12 protein-coding genes are annotated in these 16,073 nt (G+C 67.7%); 7 read left to right on the top strand and 5 right to left on the bottom strand.

Annotation, left to right across the window (positions count from 1 at the left end; all coding sequences use genetic code 11):
- The first annotated feature begins 542 nt into the window (after nt 1–542).
- Entirely contained in the window at nt 543–3,110 is a 2,568-nt protein-coding gene (locus H9638_RS05905; RefSeq protein WP_191746251.1) for a beta-glucosidase H, read from the top strand.
- Between the two features lie 110 nt (nt 3,111–3,220).
- Here the strand turns inward: H9638_RS05905 and H9638_RS05900 are convergent, their stop codons facing one another.
- From H9638_RS05900 to H9638_RS05890, 3 genes are all read right to left on the bottom strand, one after another.
- Nucleotides 3,221–4,222 carry a sugar phosphate isomerase/epimerase family protein gene (locus tag H9638_RS05900; protein ID WP_191746250.1) on the bottom strand — a complete coding sequence of 334 codons (1,002 nt, stop codon included), beginning with the start codon at nt 4,220–4,222 and terminating at the stop codon, nt 3,221–3,223.
- A gap of 29 nt (nt 4,223–4,251) precedes the next feature.
- Complete coding sequence (locus H9638_RS05895; protein ID WP_191746249.1) at nt 4,252–5,442, bottom strand: Gfo/Idh/MocA family protein; 1,191 nt, start codon at nt 5,440–5,442, stop codon at nt 4,252–4,254.
- A gap of 109 nt (nt 5,443–5,551) precedes the next feature.
- Nucleotides 5,552–6,598, bottom strand: coding sequence for a substrate-binding domain-containing protein (locus tag H9638_RS05890; protein ID WP_191746248.1), 1,047 nt, complete (start codon nt 6,596–6,598; stop codon nt 5,552–5,554).
- Nucleotides 6,599–6,760: 162 nt separating this feature from the next.
- On the opposite strand from H9638_RS05890, the gene H9638_RS05885 reads away from it, so the two are divergent.
- The 4 genes from H9638_RS05885 to H9638_RS05870 all read left to right on the top strand — a co-directional run bounded on the left by H9638_RS05885 (nt 6,761) and on the right by H9638_RS05870 (nt 11,627).
- On the top strand, nt 6,761–8,293 hold the full coding sequence (locus tag H9638_RS05885; protein ID WP_225217016.1) for a sugar ABC transporter ATP-binding protein: 1,533 nt from the start codon (nt 6,761–6,763) through the stop codon (nt 8,291–8,293).
- Nucleotides 8,290–9,345 (top strand): ABC transporter permease, encoded by a 1,056-nt coding sequence (locus H9638_RS05880; protein WP_404799632.1) that lies wholly within the window; start codon nt 8,290–8,292, stop codon nt 9,343–9,345. The genes H9638_RS05885 and H9638_RS05880 overlap by 4 nt, the downstream gene beginning before the upstream one ends.
- Nucleotides 9,346–9,412: 67 nt before the next feature.
- Nucleotides 9,413–10,600, top strand: coding sequence for an ROK family transcriptional regulator (locus H9638_RS05875; RefSeq protein ID WP_191746380.1), 1,188 nt, complete (start codon nt 9,413–9,415; stop codon nt 10,598–10,600).
- 55 nt (nt 10,601–10,655) lie between these two features.
- A complete protein-coding gene (locus H9638_RS05870) occupies nt 10,656–11,627 on the top strand; it encodes a D-2-hydroxyacid dehydrogenase (RefSeq protein WP_191746246.1) in 972 nt (323 codons plus the stop codon).
- Nucleotides 11,628–11,696: 69 nt separating this feature from the next.
- Here H9638_RS05870 and H9638_RS05865 read toward each other — a convergent pair whose 3' ends face one another.
- Both H9638_RS05865 and H9638_RS05860 read right to left on the bottom strand, forming a co-directional pair.
- Complete coding sequence (locus H9638_RS05865) at nt 11,697–13,466, bottom strand: amidase (RefSeq protein ID WP_191746245.1); 1,770 nt, start codon at nt 13,464–13,466, stop codon at nt 11,697–11,699.
- Nucleotides 13,466–14,509 carry an agmatine deiminase family protein gene (locus tag H9638_RS05860; RefSeq protein WP_225217015.1) on the bottom strand — a complete coding sequence of 348 codons (1,044 nt, stop codon included), beginning with the start codon at nt 14,507–14,509 and terminating at the stop codon, nt 13,466–13,468. Before H9638_RS05860 ends, H9638_RS05865 begins: the two co-directional genes overlap by 1 nt.
- Before the next feature lie 202 nt (nt 14,510–14,711).
- Between H9638_RS05860 and H9638_RS05855 the strand changes: the two genes are divergently transcribed.
- Nucleotides 14,712–15,383: a hypothetical protein gene (locus tag H9638_RS05855; RefSeq protein ID WP_191746244.1), complete on the top strand. Its 672-nt coding sequence runs from the start codon at nt 14,712–14,714 to the stop codon at nt 15,381–15,383.
- 253 nt (nt 15,384–15,636) lie between these two features.
- Nucleotides 15,637–16,068, top strand: coding sequence for a hypothetical protein (locus H9638_RS05850; RefSeq protein WP_191746243.1), 432 nt, complete (start codon nt 15,637–15,639; stop codon nt 16,066–16,068).
- Nucleotides 16,069–16,073 lie beyond the last annotated feature (5 nt).

Here is a 16,073-nt window from a genome sequence, read left to right as displayed (position 1 = left end):
GCATGGAGAGTCTGGTCTGCTGACCATCGCCCGCACCAGCCCCGTCCCCAGCCGCCCCACTACGCCGCCCGACGCCCGCGTCACCCCCACAACACCCCGGAGCCAATCGCGCTCCCAAGCCCCCGGCACCGCCAACCTCGGTTGACCGCTCCCGAACCCACTCATACCGTCCATCCTGCACCCGCCGCATCAGCATGTGGGGTCGGCGGGAGCAGCGGTAGGGAGCACCCAAGCTGGGGGAAGGCCAAGCCTGTCAGAATGCCGACGTGGTCCCGCCGTTCATCACCCGCACAGGTCACACTGCGGAATCCAAGCGGTAGCCGCCGCGCCCAGGGGGTGAACGCGGCCCGTATGAGGGAACCACCATGCAGCTAAAAAGCAAAGCCAGCGCTCCACCACTGCATCGCAGCCAAAGTAGCCGAAACCCCAGACACCGAATACTCACAAGGGGGATCGCCCTGCTGGCGGGAACCCTGCTAGCAACCACCAGTTTCCTCCCGGCGGCCGGCGCCGCCGAACTCCCTGACGCAGAACCGGCTGCCGTGGAGCAGGCCGCACCGCCGGCACCGCTCCAGGAAGACCAGCCGTGGCGGGACCCCAGCCTGTCGCCGGGGCTGCGGGCCAACCTGGTCGTCAACGCGATGACCCTGGAGCAGAAAGTGAGCTACCTGATCCAGTCCGGCGGCCCTGGTGTTCCGGAACTCGGCCTGCCGGCCATCCGCAGCAAGGATGGCTGCTGTGGTCTGGCCCTCGAGGACACCGTGACTACCGGGCTGCCGGTCGGCGTCGGGCTGGCCTCGACCTTCGATGAGTCCTACGCCCGGGCGTACGGTGCCGTGGGTGGGGAGGAAGCCCGGGCCACCGGCTGGAACGCCCTGGCCGGACCCACCATGGACCTTGTCCGCACCCCCTATAACGGGCGGATGTGGGAGGACCTGGGGGAGGACCCTCTGCTCAGCGGTGCCATGGCCGCCGCACAGGTGCAGGGCGAGCAGGGCGCCAGCATCTCCGCCCTGGTCAAGCACTACAACCTGAACAACTTCGAGACCAGGCGCGGCCACGTGAACGTGCTGGTCGATGAGCGGACCCTGCAGGAAACCTACACCCGGCCCTGGGAAAAGCTGATCAACGACGCCGATCCGGGTGCCGTGATGTGCTCCTTCAACCAGGTCAACGGAGAGTATGCCTGCGGCAACGACAGGCTGCTGAACCAGATCCTGAAGAGCCAGCTGGGCTTCGCCGGATTTGTATCCTCCGACTTCAATGCCGCGCACAGCTTCGCGGACTACGCGGCAGGACTGGACGTGTCCGGCCCGGGCCTGGAATTCTCCGGGCCGGCACTGCTGGCCGCGGTGCAGAGCGGCGAAGTTTCCGAACTGCGGGTCACCGACGCCGCCCGGCGGGTGGCGCTGACCATGTTCGCCAAGGGCATCTTCGATAACCCGCCTCCGGGATCCTTCGTCAATCCGCAACCCACCGAAGTGCCGGTTCCCGCCAACATGCTCGAAGCGCACGCGGTAATCGCCCAGGATATTGCCGAGGACGCCGCGGTGCTGCTGAAGAACGACGGCGGCGCGCTGCCCCTGGCGTCCTCCACACCATCTGTGGCGGTCATCGGGTCCGACGCCGACTGGTACATCGACGGCGGCGGTTCCGGAGCGATTCCCAATCCGGCGCAGCTGACCACCATCCTGGACGGCATCACCGCCCGGGCCGGAGCAGGCGCCACAGTGGAATACGCACAGGGCACCGACCCGGTGTCCCTGGGCGATACACTGCCCGGCCCGCCCCCGATCCCCAGCACGGTGCTGACCAACGTGCAGGCCGAATACCGCAGCGGGATCGAGAACTTCGAGGGCGAACCCGTGCTGGCCCGGGACGAACTGCAGGTCAACCTGCGGACCGGAATCTCGGCCGACACGATCAACACCTCGCAGGTGCCGGGACTGCCGATCCCGCTGGTGGCGGCGCCGATGTCCGCAGTCTGGACCGGAACCCTCGTGGCACCGGCGACCGGGGACTACACACTGACCATGACGCATCTGGGCACCGCCCGGCTGTACATCGACGGCACCCTGGTGACCACCGCTCCCGCACAGCCGTTCGGCACCACGGAAGCGGCGATCAACATGGCCGAAGGTCAGGAAGTTCCGATCCGGGTGGAGTACACCACGGACGCGGAGAACCAATTCGACGGCGGACTCAATGACCAGCCGGGAGCCATGATGCGCCTGGGCTGGTACGCGCCGGAGGACGCCAACTCACCGGCCATCCAGGAAGCAGTCGAGGTGGCCTCACGCAACAGCACCGCCGTCATCGTTGCCCGCGACTACACCGGTGAAGCAGCCGACCGCGGCTCCCTGACCCTGCCGCAGGACCAGGACCGCCTGATCCGGGCCGTCTCGGCGGTGAATCCGAACACCATCGTGGTGCTGGCCACCAGCGGACCGGTGACCATGCCCTGGATCGACCAGGTGCCGGCCGTACTGGAAACCTGGTACCCGGGACAGGCACAGGGACTGGCGGTGGCCGCGCTGCTGTACGGCGATGCCAACCCGTCCGGCAAACTGCCGGTGACCTTCCCGGTCAGCGAGGAACAGGCGGCATCGGTGGGTGTGGAGAATCCCTTCCTGCTGATTGAGCAGCTGGAGCCGCAGGTGCCGTATGTCGACGGAGTGTTTGTGGGTTACAAGGCCTACACCAGCCGGGATGTCATTCCGCTCTTCCCCTTCGGTCACGGACTTTCCTACACCCGGTTCCAGTACGGCAACCTGTTTACCACCCCGGTGGTCGAGGCGGGTCCGGCACCGGAAGCCGCCGTGGCCGCGCAGGTGATCAACCTTGGCACTCGTGAGGGTGAGGAAACCGTGCAGGTGTATGTGGGCAACCTGCCCACGAGTGTTCCGACGCCTGCCCGGCAGCTGGCCGGCTACGGCAGCATCACGCTGCCGCCGGGCGGAGCCGGGACGGTCAACATCGATCTGGACCCGCGGGCCCTGCAGTACTGGGACGACGCCGCCGGCTGGGTGACTCCCACCGGACAGGCGCCCATCTACGTGGGCAGCTCGGTGAATGACACCCGCCTGGTCGGCAGCATCTTCGTGGAGTAACCGCCATGGAGTCAGCCCCTGAGGCATAAGCACCGAACACAGCAGGGACCCGGGGCCAAGGCCCCGGGTCCCTGCTGTTCAGCGCGAGGAGAAAGTCCAGTGCGAGGAAGTCAGTGCGAGGAGAAGGCAGCGTCGAAGGCAGCCTGCGGCGGATCGAGGGCCAGGGACCGCACGAACGCCAGGGCCTCCGGCGCTCCCACCAGGCGGTCCATGCCGGCGTCTTCCCATTCCACGGACACCGGACCGTCGTAGCCGATGCTGTTGAGCATCCGGAAGGCGTCCTCCCAGGGCACGTCGCCGTGACCGGTGGAGACGAAGTCCCAGCCGCGCCGCGGGTCGGCCCAGGGCAGGTGGGAGCCGAGCCTGCCGTTGCGGCCGTTGCCCAGGCGCTTCTTCGTGTCCTTGCAGTCCACGTGGTAAATCCGGTCCTGGAAGTCCCAGAGGAAGCTGACCGGATCCAGGTCCTGCCAGACGAAGTGGCTGGGGTCCCAGTTCAGTCCGAACGCCGGCCGGTGGCCGATCGCTTCCAGGGCCCGCTGGGTGGTCCAGTAGTCGTAGGCGATTTCGCTGGGATGGACCTCGTGGGCGAACCGCACGCCCACCTCGTCGAAGACATCGAGGATGGGGTTCCAGCGGTCGGCGAAGTCCTGGTAGCCGGCGTCGATGGCCGCCGCGGAGACCGGCGGGAACATCGCCACATACTTCCAGATCGAGGAACCGGTGAACCCGATGACCGTCTTCACGTCCAGGGCGGCGGCCAGCCGGGCGGTGTGCTTCAGTTCCTCGGCAGCCCGCTGCCGGACCCCCTCGGGTTCGCCGTCGCCCCAGACCCGGTCCGGGAGGATGTCCCGGTGCCGCTGGTCGATCGGGTCGTCGCACACGGCCTGGCCCTTGAGATGATTGGAAATCGCGTACACGCTGAGGTTGTACTTCTCCAGGATCGCCAACCGGTCCTGGATATAGGCCTCATCATCCCAGCGCCAGGGGTCCAGATGGTCTCCCCAGCAGGCGATTTCCAGGCCGTCGTAACCCCAGCCGGACGCGAGCCGGGCAACTTCCTCCAGGGGCAGATCGGCCCACTGGCCGGTGAACAGGGTGACTGGGCGGGACATAAGTACTCCTTGGGTCAGGGGAAAGGGGGCTACTGCACCGGGGTCCAGACGCTGGACTTACCGGAACTGCGGGAGACGGCGTCGAGCACCTGCTGGACCTGGAATCCGTCAGCGAACGACGGCATGGGCTGGGTTCCAGCGGCAATGGCCTCCACGAAGTCCTTGGCCTGGTGGACAAAACCGTGCTCATAGCCCAGCGAATGGCCGGCCGGCCACCACGCGGAGACATAGGGATGCACCGGTTCGGTGACCATGATCCGGGTGAAGCCCTGCCGTGCGGGCGGGGCGGTGTAGTCGTAGTAGTCCAGGAAGTTCAGGTCCTCCAGATCAAAGTGCACGGCGCCGAGGCTGCCGGAAACCTCCAGCCGCAGGGCGTTCTTGCGGCCGGTGGCCATCCGGCTGGCTTCGAAGGAACCAAGGACACCGTCGGAGAAACGGCCGCTGAAATAGGCGGCGTCATCCACCGTGACCGGTCCGCGCCCGCCGGTGCCTGCCGCCGCGCCCAGCCCGGTGCTGCCGGGTGCGGCCGCTGCGGCCGGCAGCGGCCGGGTAGCCACCAGGGTTTCCAGGGTGCCGCTGACCTCGGTGAGCTGCTGGCCGGTTACGTACTGGGCCAGGTCCACGGCGTGGGCGCCAAGGTCGCCCAGCACGCCGGACCCGGCCTGGTCCCGGTCCAGCCGCCAGGTCAGCGGCGCCTCGGCGTCAACCAGCCAGTCCTGCAGATAGGCGGCCCGCACCTGACGCACCGTGCCAACGGCACCGGCTGCCACCAGGTCCCGGGCGTGGGTTGCGGCCGGGAGCCGGCGGTAGGTGAACCCCACCATCGCCCGGGTGCCGTGGTCAGCTGCCCGGGCAGCGGCGTCGGCCATGGCCTGCGCTTCCTGGACGGTGTTGGCCAGCGGCTTCTCACACAGCACGTGCTTGCCTGCCTGCAGTGCGGCGATGGCGATCTGCGCGTGGGAGGCGCCCGGCGTGACGATGTCGACGACGTCGATGTCCTCCCGCTGGACCGCTTCCTCCCAGTCCGTGGAGGTTTCCTCCCAACCCCACTTCCGGGCCGCGGCTTCCGTGCGGCGGGCATCCCTGCCCACCAGCAGCGTCATCCGGGGCTGCCGCGGCAGATCGAAGAACCTCCCGGCCACCCGCCACGCCTGGGAATGGGCCGCGCCCATGAATCCGTGGCCTATCAGCGCCACCCGCAGTGGCTTGTCGACGTCCATTCGCTCTCCTCGTTTCCTGTTTCCGCGGACTTCCCGCTGTGTTCTCCGGCGGCGTGGACCCGGGCGGGCAGGGCAGCCCAAGCGTGGAACGCCCCGCCCGCACCGGGACTCAGGACTCGAACGCGGTGGGAAGATACTTCTCCACGTTCTCGCTGGTGACAACGGGCGCGTTGAGGACAACCCGGTTGGGGACCTCGATCTCCACCAGATCGCTCATGGCCTTGTCCTGGACCACCAGCCGGGCCAGCCGGATACCGTCTGCGGCCTGGGTGGAGGGATAGATGATCGTTGCCTTGAGCACGCCCTCGCCGGACTGGATCTCCCGCATGGCGTTGGCGGATCCTGCCCCGCCGACCATGATGAACTCGTCCCGCCCGGCGGCGTCGATGGCGGCCAGGACGCCGATGCCCTGATCATCGTCGTGGTTCCAGAGCGCATCAATCTCCGGGGCAGCCGCGAGCAATTGTGAAGTAGCAGCCTCCCCGCCCTGGACAGTGAAGTCAGCTGCCACCCGGTTGCTGACCTCCAGCCCGCAGCCCTCCAATGCGTCCTTGAACCCGGCGCTGCGGTCCTGGGTGAGCGGCAGGGAATCGATGCCGGCGATTTCCGCGACCACGGCGTCGGGCTGGTCGCCCACCTGCTCGCAGATGTACGTTCCGGCGCTGACCCCCATGCCGTAGTTGTCGCCGAGGACGGTGGCGCGCGCGGCGAACGGGCTGGAGAACTCCCGGTCCACGTTGATCACCGGAATGCCGGCCTCCATGGCCCGGGTGGCGACGTCGGTCAGTGCGGCGCCGTCGGTGGGCAGCAGGACAATGGCGTCCACGCCCTCGTTGATGAACTGCTCCACCTGGCTGATCTGGAGATTGGCGTCGTTGGTGCCCTCCGCCACCCGCAGTTCAACGTCCGGGAGCTTCTCCGCTTCGGCGAGGGCCGCGGAGTTGATGGCCCCGAGCCAGCCGTGGTCGGCAGCCGGACCGGAGAAACCGATAACGACGGTGTCGCCCTCGGCCTGGTTGCCTTCCACTGAATTGTTGGTCGGGTCGCTGCTGGTCTCTTCGCCGCTGGAACATCCGGTGAGGACGAGCCCGCCGACGGCGATGAACGCCGCGGTGGTTACGAGCTGCCTCCGGCCCGACATGCGTGCTGCCTGCATGGTTTTCTCCTCCGTTGATGGGGTCTTGCACGTCCAGAAGAGGCAAGCAGGCACTGTTCCGCACCCCGCACCTCATCGTGATGGCCGTCACACTAACAGAAGTCCGCCGAAAAAACTGCAAGATACTACTGGTCATCGACATAAGTGTGTATGCTCCCTTCCATGTCGACGGCCAGCGCTGCCCCAACACCCGTAAAGCCGCTGCTTGTTGTCCGGAATCTCAGCAAGAGCTTCGCTGGAGTCCGGGCGCTGCAGGGGGTTGATCTGGAGGTGCTCCCGGGGGAGGTGCACTGCGTGCTGGGCCAGAACGGCGCCGGAAAGTCCACGCTGATCAAAGCGCTTTCCGGTGTGCACCAGCCCGACGGTGGGGAGATCCGCTGGGAGGGCGAGTCCGTGGACCTGGCCTCGCCGACGGCGGCGCTGGACCTGGGGATTGCCACCATGTACCAGGAGCTGGACGTGGTGGACGGGCTGAACGTTACGGAGAACATTTTCCTGGGCCATGAAAATGCCCGCGGGGGAGTGCTGCGGGTCAGGGATGCCCGGCAGGAGACCCGCACCCTGCTGCAGCGGCTGGGCCACCAGGAGCTTTCGCCGGGCACGGAAGTGGGCAGCCTCTCCGCCGCCGGCAAGCAGATTGTCAGCCTGGCCCGGGCGCTGTCCCGCAATGCCCGCCTGATCATCATGGACGAGCCCAGCGCCATCCTGGACTCCGGGGAAGTCGCGAACCTGTTCCGGGTGATCCGCCAGCTCACCGCCCAGGGCATCGCGATCGTCTACATTTCGCACCGGCTGGAGGAGATTGACCAGATCGGCAGCAGGATCACCGTGATCAAGGACGGCCGCAGCACCGCCTCCTCGCTGCCGGTGAAATCGGTGTCCCGCGGTGACCTGGTCCGGCTGATGACCGGACGCGAAACCACCAACGTCTATCCGCCCCGGGAACCGCTGCCGGCTGAGGCGCCGGTGCTGCTCCAGGTGCAGGACCTGGGCCTGTCTGGGTCTTTTCAGGACATCAGCTTTTCCGTCCGGGCCGGGGAGATTCTGGGCCTGGCCGGACTGGTGGGGTCGGGCCGCTCGGAAATCCTGGAAACCATCTACGGTGCCCGCAAAGCCAGCACCGGCAGCGTCTTGGTCCAGGGCAGGCAGCTGCGGCCAGGCTCAGTGCGGGCCGCCACCAACGCGGGCATGGGATTATCCCCGGAAGAACGGAAAAGCCAGGGCCTGATCCTGGAAGAACCGATCTACAAGAACGCCACGCTCTCCACCTTCGCCCGGTTTGCCCGCCGCGGGCTGCTGAACGAACGGGCCGAGAAACAGGCGGCCCGGGAACAGGCCACGGCCCTTCATCTAACGCCGGCGGATCCGGACCGCCCGGCCAGGACCCTCTCGGGCGGCAACCAGCAGAAGGTGCTGCTGGCCCGCTGGCTGATCCACGGGACCCGGATCCTGCTGCTGGACGAGCCCACCCGCGGCGTGGACGTGGGCGCCAAAGCCGAAATCTACTCACTGATCCGCAAACTCGCAGCTCAAGGCGTGGCCATCGTGGTGGTCTCCAGCGAGATTGAGGAGGTCATCGGCCTGGCCGACCGGGTGCTGGTGCTCGACGCCGGCCGGAGCCTGGCATTGAGAGACGCCGCCGACATTGATGAGCACGGTGTGCTCGACCTCGTCCTGAAAGGAAATGCCTCGTGAGCGAGAACAACACAACAACGCTGGAACCGCCTCCCAGCGGAGAGGACGCGCCGGCGGAGGCCCGCCGCGGGGGATGGCGCCGGATGTTGGGTGGGTCGGGTGCACGAAGCCTGGGCCTGGTCATCGCGCTGGCCCTGCTGGTGGCGGTTGGTGCGGCCACCAGCGGCTCCCAGTTCATGAGCGTCAACAACATGCTGACCATCCTGAGCTACGGCTCCATCCTTGGGGTCATCTGCATCGGCATGACCTTTGTGATCACCGCCGGCGGCATCGACCTCTCGGTCGGCTCTGTCATGGGACTGACCACGGTGGTGGCGACCCTGGCCTCCGTCCAGCTGGCTGCGCAGAACAGCAGCTGGCTGCTGATGGTCGTAGTGGCCCTCGCCGTCGGGGCCCTGGCGGGACTGGTTAACGGCACCATCATCGCCTACGGCAACGTCGTGGCTTTTATCGCCACCCTGGCCATGCTGGTCGCCGCGCGGGGCCTCGCGGAACTGATCTCCGGCCGCAGGACGCAGATTGTCACCGAACGCGACTTCCTGGCGGTGCTGCGCTCCAACGTGCTGGGTGTTCCGCTGCTGATCTGGATCTTCGCGGTTGTGGCCGCCATCGGCTGGTTCCTGCTCAACCGCACTACCTTCGGCCGCCGGACGGTAGCGATTGGCGGGAACCTGGAAGCCGCCCGGCTCGCAGGCATCAGGGTCAAACGGCACATTGTCTGGCTGTATATCCTCTCCGGCCTCACTGCCGGCATTGCCGGAATCATGATGATGGCGCGCACCACCGCAGGCACCTCAACGCACGGCCTCTACTATGAACTCGACGCCATCGCCGCGGTGGTGGTGGGCGGCACGCTGCTGGTCGGCGGCCGGGGAACCATCGTGGGCACGGTCCTGGGGGTGCTGCTCTTCAGCACTCTCACCAATGTGTTTACCCAGAACAACCTGGACACCTCGGTGCAGGCCGTCACCAAGGGGGCGATCATTGTGCTGGCCGTGCTGCTGCAGCAAAAGTTCGCGGTCCGGGGAACCCGACGCAAGGGCGCGCTATGACACTCCGGCGGACACGGTGCGGCCGTTGGCGGCGGAGTTCCGCCGATCCCTATGCTTCAATTGCCCAGTGGTCGATCTAAGGAAGAACACGCCCTCCGCCGGCGTCAGCGAACTGTTCCAGCTGCTGCGTGACGGCCAGCCCCGCACCCGCAGCGAACTGGCCGAGCTGGTGGGAGTGGCCCGGTCCACCATCGCGCTGCGCGTTGATTCGCTGATCGACCTGGGACTGGTAGCTCCGGTGGAGGACGCCGCCTCAACCGGCGGACGCCCGTCAGCCCAGATTGCGATGCAGGCCGGCAAACTGGTGGTCCTGGGCGTCGACGTCGGCGCGTCCCACCTGCGGGTGGGGGTGGCTGATCTTTCCGGCACCGCCCTCGCGGACGCCACCCGCGATCTGCTGGTCAGCGAAGGCCCGGAAACCGTCCTCGACACGGTGGTGGAACTGGGCAGCGCCCTGCTCCAGCAGCTGGGGCGTTCCGGGCGAGACCTCCTGGCTGTCGGCGTCGGGCTGCCCGGACCCGTGGAATACAGTACGGGCCGGCCGATCAACCCGCCCATCATGCCCGGCTGGCACGGTTTTGACGTCGCCGCCTACCTGGGCGCCCACTTCAACGCGCCGGTGCTGGTGGACAACGATGTGAACGTGATGTCGATGGGGGAGCGGGAGGCCGCATGGCCCGACGTCGAGAACCTGATTTTCGTCAAAGTCGCCACCGGCATTGGCGCGGGAATCATCTGCAACGGGGCGCTGCTGCGCGGTGCGGACGGGGTGGCCGGGGACATCGGCCATATCCGGGTGCCCAGCGGAGCCGATCTGCTGTGCCGGTGCGGAAACTTCGGCTGTCTGGAAGCGCTCGCATCCGGGCCGGCTGTGGCACGGAAACTGCGCGACGCCGGCCTGCCCGCGGAGGACGGCCCGGACGTCGTAGCCCTGGTGGCGCAGGGCGAACGGGCGGCGGTGCATGCCGTCCGGCAGGCCGGGCGCGACGTCGGCGAGGTCCTGTCCGCATGCCTGAGCATGATGAACCCGTCCGTGATCGTCATCGGCGGATCGATGGCGCTCACCGGAGAGCACTTTATTGCCGGGGTGCGGGAGGTTGTGTACTCCCGGACCATGCCGCTGGCCACGCAGCACCTGCAGATTGTGCAGTCCGCCTCCGGGCTCGAGGCCGGGATGCTGGGCGCCAGCATGCTGGCCATCCACCACGCGCTCTCGCCGCAGAGCATCGACGGGATGCTGGCCGCGCGGGTCTGAACCTGACGGCGTCACGGATGCACGGATCGGCGCCGGAATCACCTAGCCTGAGCGCATGCCCAAACCTGTCCTCACCATCCTTGCCGGGTCCCGCCCGATCACCGGCCTCGAGCAGCTCGAAGCCCTCGCGGACGTCCGCCTCGCAGCCGATACCGGCGAGCTCGCCGCAGCGCTGCCCGGCACCGAAATCCTGTACCTGTGGGACTACTTTGCCGACGGCCTGCGGGAGAACTGGTCCCGGGCGGACTCGCTGAAATGGATCCATGTACCGGCGGCCGGTGTGGACAAGCTGCTGTTCCCGGAGCTCGCGGCCTCGGAGGTCACCGTGACCAACGCCCGCGGAATTTTCGATGCGGCGATGGCCGAGTACGCGCTCGCCGGCATCCTCTATTTCGCCAAGAACTTCCCGCAGGCTTCCCGAAACCAGCGGGACCGGCGCTGGCAGTACTTTCCCACCGCCAATCTGGCCGGCAACCGGGCGCTGATCGCCGGCACCGGCAGCATCGGCCGGACCACCGCGCGGCTGCTGCGCGCCGTCGGCATCGGAACCGACGGACTGGGCCGCACCGCCCGGACCGGTGACGCCGACTTCGCCGCCATTCACGCCAGCACGGACTTTGCCGTCGTAGCCGGGAACTACGACTTTGTTGTCCTTGCCGCCCCGCTCACCCCGGACACCCGGAGGATGCTGAACCAGGAGGTGCTTACGGCCATGCGTCCGACGGCGGTGCTCGTGAACATGGGCCGCGGCGAGCTGTCGGACCAGGACGCGCTGACTGCGGCGCTGGCATCCAAGTCCATCGCCGGGGCCGTGCTGGACGTGACCGATCCCGAACCGCTGCCCGCCTCGGACCCGCTCTGGGAGCTGGAGAACGTGTTGATCACGCCCCACCTCTCCGGCGATTCACAAACCCATCTGCCCGCCCTGGCAGCCCAGTTCGAAGCCAACCTCACGGCTTATCTGCAGGGCCGCGCGCCGGCGAACGTGGTGGATAAGCGGCTGGGCTTCGTGGCTGCCGGAGCCTAAGCCTAGGACTCCGCCGCCCGGACGCGGCCCCACCCGAGCTGGGACGGCACCCTGCCCCCGTACCGCCCGCTACGCCAGCCGCGGAGTCCGCGCCGGTTCGGTGCGGCGGCCGCCGGATTCGGCCCCACCTTCCCCGGCCACACCCGCCTCGAACCCGGTAGCTTCGAAGGCGGCCGCCAGGCGGAGGAGCGCGTTGTCGTCCCAGCCCCGTCCGGCGAAGGTGAGCCCCACCGGCATGCCGGTGTCTGCCATCGTTCCCATCGGAACGGTGACGGTGGGGATGCCCAGATGCCGGGGCACCAGGTTGCCGTTGGCCACCCACACCCCGTTGCGCCAGGCCAGATCAGCCGACTCCGGATTGACGTCCGCGTCCGCCGGCCCGACGTCGGCCATCGCCGGGAACACCACCGCGTCCAGCCCAAGGCCGTCCATCCACTCTTCGAGATCGATCCGGCGCGTTTCCTCCAGGCCACGGATACCCTGGGCCAGGTGCGGAATCTCGGTGAAGGAGTCCACCGGGGAGTTCCGGACGTGCTCCGGATACTCGGCGATGTCGTCGTCGAACCCGGTGTACCGGTCCGGCAGCGCGCCCTCGGGGTGCGGGAAAATCCGGGTGCCGTCGACGTCGGCCAGCCGGTTCAGTGCCGGATCACCGTTGGCGGCCAGGAAATCGTCCCAGGCCCAGGCCGAGAGATCCACGATCTCGCTGCGCAGGAACTCCGGGCTGACCAGACCGCGGGTGGCGAGGGTGGGTGCGCCGGGCCGGTCGCCTTCGTAATTGGTGACCGCGGGGAAATCCACCTCCACCACTTCGGCGCCCGCGGCCTCCAAATCGCGGCGCGCGGCCTTCCACAGGTCCAGGACCGAGTCCCGGGTCTGAATTCGCTGCCCGGTGGGACCGCCGATGCCAGCTGCCCTGCCCCCGGAGTCCGCAGTGCCGGCCTCGGGATCGGCATTGATATACATCCGCGGCACGCCGAAGCGCTTTCCGGCCAGGGCGCCGCGGGCTGCCGCGGGATCCGGCACGGCCAGGTCAAAGTACGACGCCGGCCGCACCAGGGAGGCCGCCGGAACCTTCACCCACGGCTGGGCGCGCCAAAAATCTCCGCGGGTCTCGGCGTCGTCCGCGACGATCACGTCCAGGACCTCCAGCAGGTCCACCATGGTGCGGGTATGCGGGACGACAACGTCCATGGTCGGTACCAGCGGCCAGTTCCCGCGCACCGAGATCACCCCGCGGGACGGGGTGTAGGCGCACAGTGCGTTGCAGGACGCCGGAGCCCGGCCCGAGGACCAGGTCTCTTCCCCGAGGCCGAACGCCGCGAAGCTGGCCGCCGTCGCCGTCCCGGACCCGTTGGAGGAACCGGACGCGAACGCAGAGGTGAGGAAATCGGCGCTGTACGGGCTTTCGGCCCGGCCATAGAGTCCGCGCTGCATCCCGCCGTTGGCCATCGGCGGCATATTGGTCAGCCCGATCAGCACGGCTCCGGCATCCCGCAGCCGCTCAATGGTGAACGCGTCCTGCCCGGCCACCAGATCGGCAAACGCCGGAGACCCGGCCGCCACGGTGAGCCCGCGCACCTTGAAACTGTTCTTCGCGGTGTACGGAATGCCGTCCAGCGGGCCCAGCACGGTACCGCGGGCACGGCGCTCATCCGCGGCACGGGCTTCGGCCAAGGCGTCCGGATTGGACACAATAACCGAGTTCAGCCGCGGTCCCTGCCGGTCGTAGGCCCCGATCCGGGCCAGGTACGCGGCAACAAGCTCCTCGCTGGTGGTTTGACCCGACTCCAGCGCCGCCCGCAGATCGGCAATGCCCGCCTCCACGACGTTGAACATTATGCTCCCGCTCCGGTTAACCGGGGTACCGGCTGCTGCTGGGTGATGCAGTGGATGCCGCCGCCGAAGGCGAAGATGTCCCGGGCGTCCACCAGCTCGATGGTGCGGCCGGGATAGGCGCGGCCCAGGATTCCCGCGGCTGCGGCGTCGTTCGCGTCATCGAAGGCGCACAGCACCACCACGCCGTTGCCGACGTAGTGGTTGATGTAGGACCAGTCCACGAACCCGTCCCCGGCGTCGAGCACCGTGGGCGCCGGGACGTCGATGATTTCCAGCTTCCGGCCGCGGGCATCCACGGCATCTTCCAGGACCGCGCGGAGCTGCTTCATCACCTGGTGGTCCGGGTGGCGTGCGTCATCCTGCCGGTGCAGCAGCACGGTGCCGGGGCCGGCGAAGGAGGCGACGATGTCCACGTGCCCGCGGGTGCCGAACTCGTCATAGTCCCGGGTGAGTCCGCGGGGCAGCCAGATGGCTTTGGTGGTGCCCAGCCGGGCATGGATCTCCGCCTCCACCTCATCCCGGGTTCTCCCGGGGTTGCGTCCCGGATCGAGCTGGACCGTTTCGGTGAGCAGCACGGTGCCTTCGCCGTCGACGTGGAAACCGCCGCCCTCATTAACCAGCGTGCTGGAGGCCACCGGAACGCCGGCTTCCGCGGCTACGAAGGTGCCCAGATGCTGGTCTTTGTCCCAGGCAGCCCATCCCTGGGCGCCCCAGCCGTTGAACACCCAGTTCACCGCGGCAACGCTGCCGTCTGCGGCATGGGTGAAGGTGGGGCCGGAGTCCCGGAGCCAGGCATCGTCCAGGTCAGTGGTCACAAGATTGACCTCGTCGCCGAGGAAATCCTTGGCCGCGCCCAGATCCCCGGGACTGACCAGCATGGTGACGGGTTCGTAGCGGGCGATGGTGCGGGCGACGGCAGACCAGGCCGTGCGGGCCCGGTCCAGCGTGTTGCTGCCGGCCTCGCCGAAGGTGTCGTTAGGGGTGGGGAAGGCCATCCAGGTTTTGCTGTGGGGCACCCATTCGGCGGGCATAGCGGCATGCATGGTGGTACTTCCTCCAATGTGACGAAGCTAATAATGAATGGCTTTCATTTACTATCCGCTGCGGAGACCAAAAAGGAAAACATTAAGCCGTCCCGGGAAGTTTGAGAGCGTCCCCGCGATCCGCGGGCTGAAATTTGTCACCCTCCCGGCTCTGGCAGGCGGCAGCGGTGTATCGCGCGGCGGTCCGGGCTAGGCTCCCGGCATGGACTGGGGAGAATTCTGGGAACAAGCGGCGCAGTGGGCCATCATCTGGATTCCGGTGCTCGGGCCGCTGGGCATTCTGACGACGGCGGTGGTCGCCTACGTTGCCTACCGGCAGAAGCTCGAGGCGGACCGCCGCGCACAGTGGTGGGTCCGTGCGCAGTGGGCGCTGGAGGCTTCCCTCAGCGCCAATCCGCGGCGCTCGCTGGCCGGGCTCGCCGTGCTGAATGACCTGAGAACCAGTTCCCTGGCCACCCGGGAGGACCGGGCGCTGTTTCGGCTGATCGGCTTGACGGTGCAGGAGGAGCTGAGGGGCGACGGCGGGCAGCCGGCCGCGGTGCGCCCGCTCGTGAATCCGGCGGCTGACGACGGTTCGCGGGATGATCCGGCAGCACCGCTAAATGCACAGGCGCTGAACTCACGGACACGGCACTCACACGCAGACGCCGTGGCCGCCGGTTCGGGGCTGACAAATCGGATCCTGGAACAGGCCGAAGGGCTCATTGCCGGGTCGGACGGGGCGACCGGGGAAGAGAATCCGCCCGTGGAAGAGGGGCCGGAGGGTGCTCTGCCACAGGCCGTGCAAGACGCACGGGAGGCTCCGGGTATTCCTCCCGCGGCCAGCCGTCCGGACCTGCCATTGCGGCGCGGAACCGGCCCCCACTCCGATTGACCTCGTGCCTGGCCGCAGGCAGGGGAATCCGGGTGCCGACAGGGGGCCCGTCTCCGCAGTTCCTTGCCGGGCGCCGTGCCCGCTCTTACCGTTGAAGGACCCGGGAAAGTGGACCCGCAGGAGGAATTCAGGTACCTGACCCGCGGCGTCAAGACTCTGTGAGGCGATCATGGGCACACAACCGAACGATCCGATGTACAGCTATGGACAGGGTTATCCTCCACGGGGGACGCGGTCCAACCAGGGATGGGGGTTGGCTCTTGCCAGCCTCATCCTGGGGGTCATCGGCCTGGGATTGTTCTGGGTTCCGGTGATCAACTACCTGGCCCTGGCGTTCGCACTTGCGGGCCTGGGGCTCTCCATTGCTGCGCTGATCATCGCGGTCCGCAACGGTTCCACCGCAAAGGTCCTTGCCATCGCTGCCGTCATCGTCTCCGGACTGGCATTCATCCTGTGCATTGTTGCCATTTCTCTATGGGGCGCGCTCTTCAGCCGTATCGGTGATGATGACAACTCCACAAGGTACGAGCCAACGCCCACAATCACCGTCACCAGTCCCGCCGCGACGGAAAATTCCAGCGGCACGGACACCGGATCGGGCAGTTCGCCTGGTCCCGGAACCTCAACCGCTCCGGCAACAGGCACGTCCACAGGCACTGACATTTCGGCTCCCGCATCTGACTAGCCGCC

The organism is Arthrobacter pullicola, assembly GCF_014836875.1.
GTDB lineage: Bacteria > Actinomycetota > Actinomycetes > Actinomycetales > Micrococcaceae > Arthrobacter_B > Arthrobacter_B pullicola.
Note: the sequence above shows the minus strand (reverse complement) of the source record. Positions and strands in the feature narration are given on the sequence as shown.

Bases quoted from the DNA above. Each gene is read 5' to 3' on its own strand.
- H9638_RS05900 (WP_191746250.1), bottom strand. From the start codon at position 4,222: ATGTCCCGCCCAGTCACCCTGTTCACCGGCCAGTGGGCCGATCTGCCC.
- H9638_RS05890 (WP_191746248.1), bottom strand. From the start codon at position 6,598: ATGCAGGCAGCACGCATGTCGGGCCGGAGGCAGCTCGTAACCACCGCG.
- H9638_RS05865 (WP_191746245.1), bottom strand. From the start codon at position 13,466: ATGTTCAACGTCGTGGAGGCGGGCATTGCCGATCTGCGGGCGGCGCTG.
- H9638_RS05870 (WP_191746246.1), top strand. From the start codon at position 10,656: ATGCCCAAACCTGTCCTCACCATCCTTGCCGGGTCCCGCCCGATCACC.
- H9638_RS05895 (WP_191746249.1), bottom strand. From the start codon at position 5,442: ATGGACGTCGACAAGCCACTGCGGGTGGCGCTGATAGGCCACGGATTC.
- H9638_RS05885 (WP_225217016.1), top strand. From the start codon at position 6,761: ATGTCGACGGCCAGCGCTGCCCCAACACCCGTAAAGCCGCTGCTTGTT.
- H9638_RS05860 (WP_225217015.1), bottom strand. From the start codon at position 14,509: ATGCATGCCGCTATGCCCGCCGAATGGGTGCCCCACAGCAAAACCTGG.
- H9638_RS05855 (WP_191746244.1), top strand. From the start codon at position 14,712: ATGGACTGGGGAGAATTCTGGGAACAAGCGGCGCAGTGGGCCATCATC.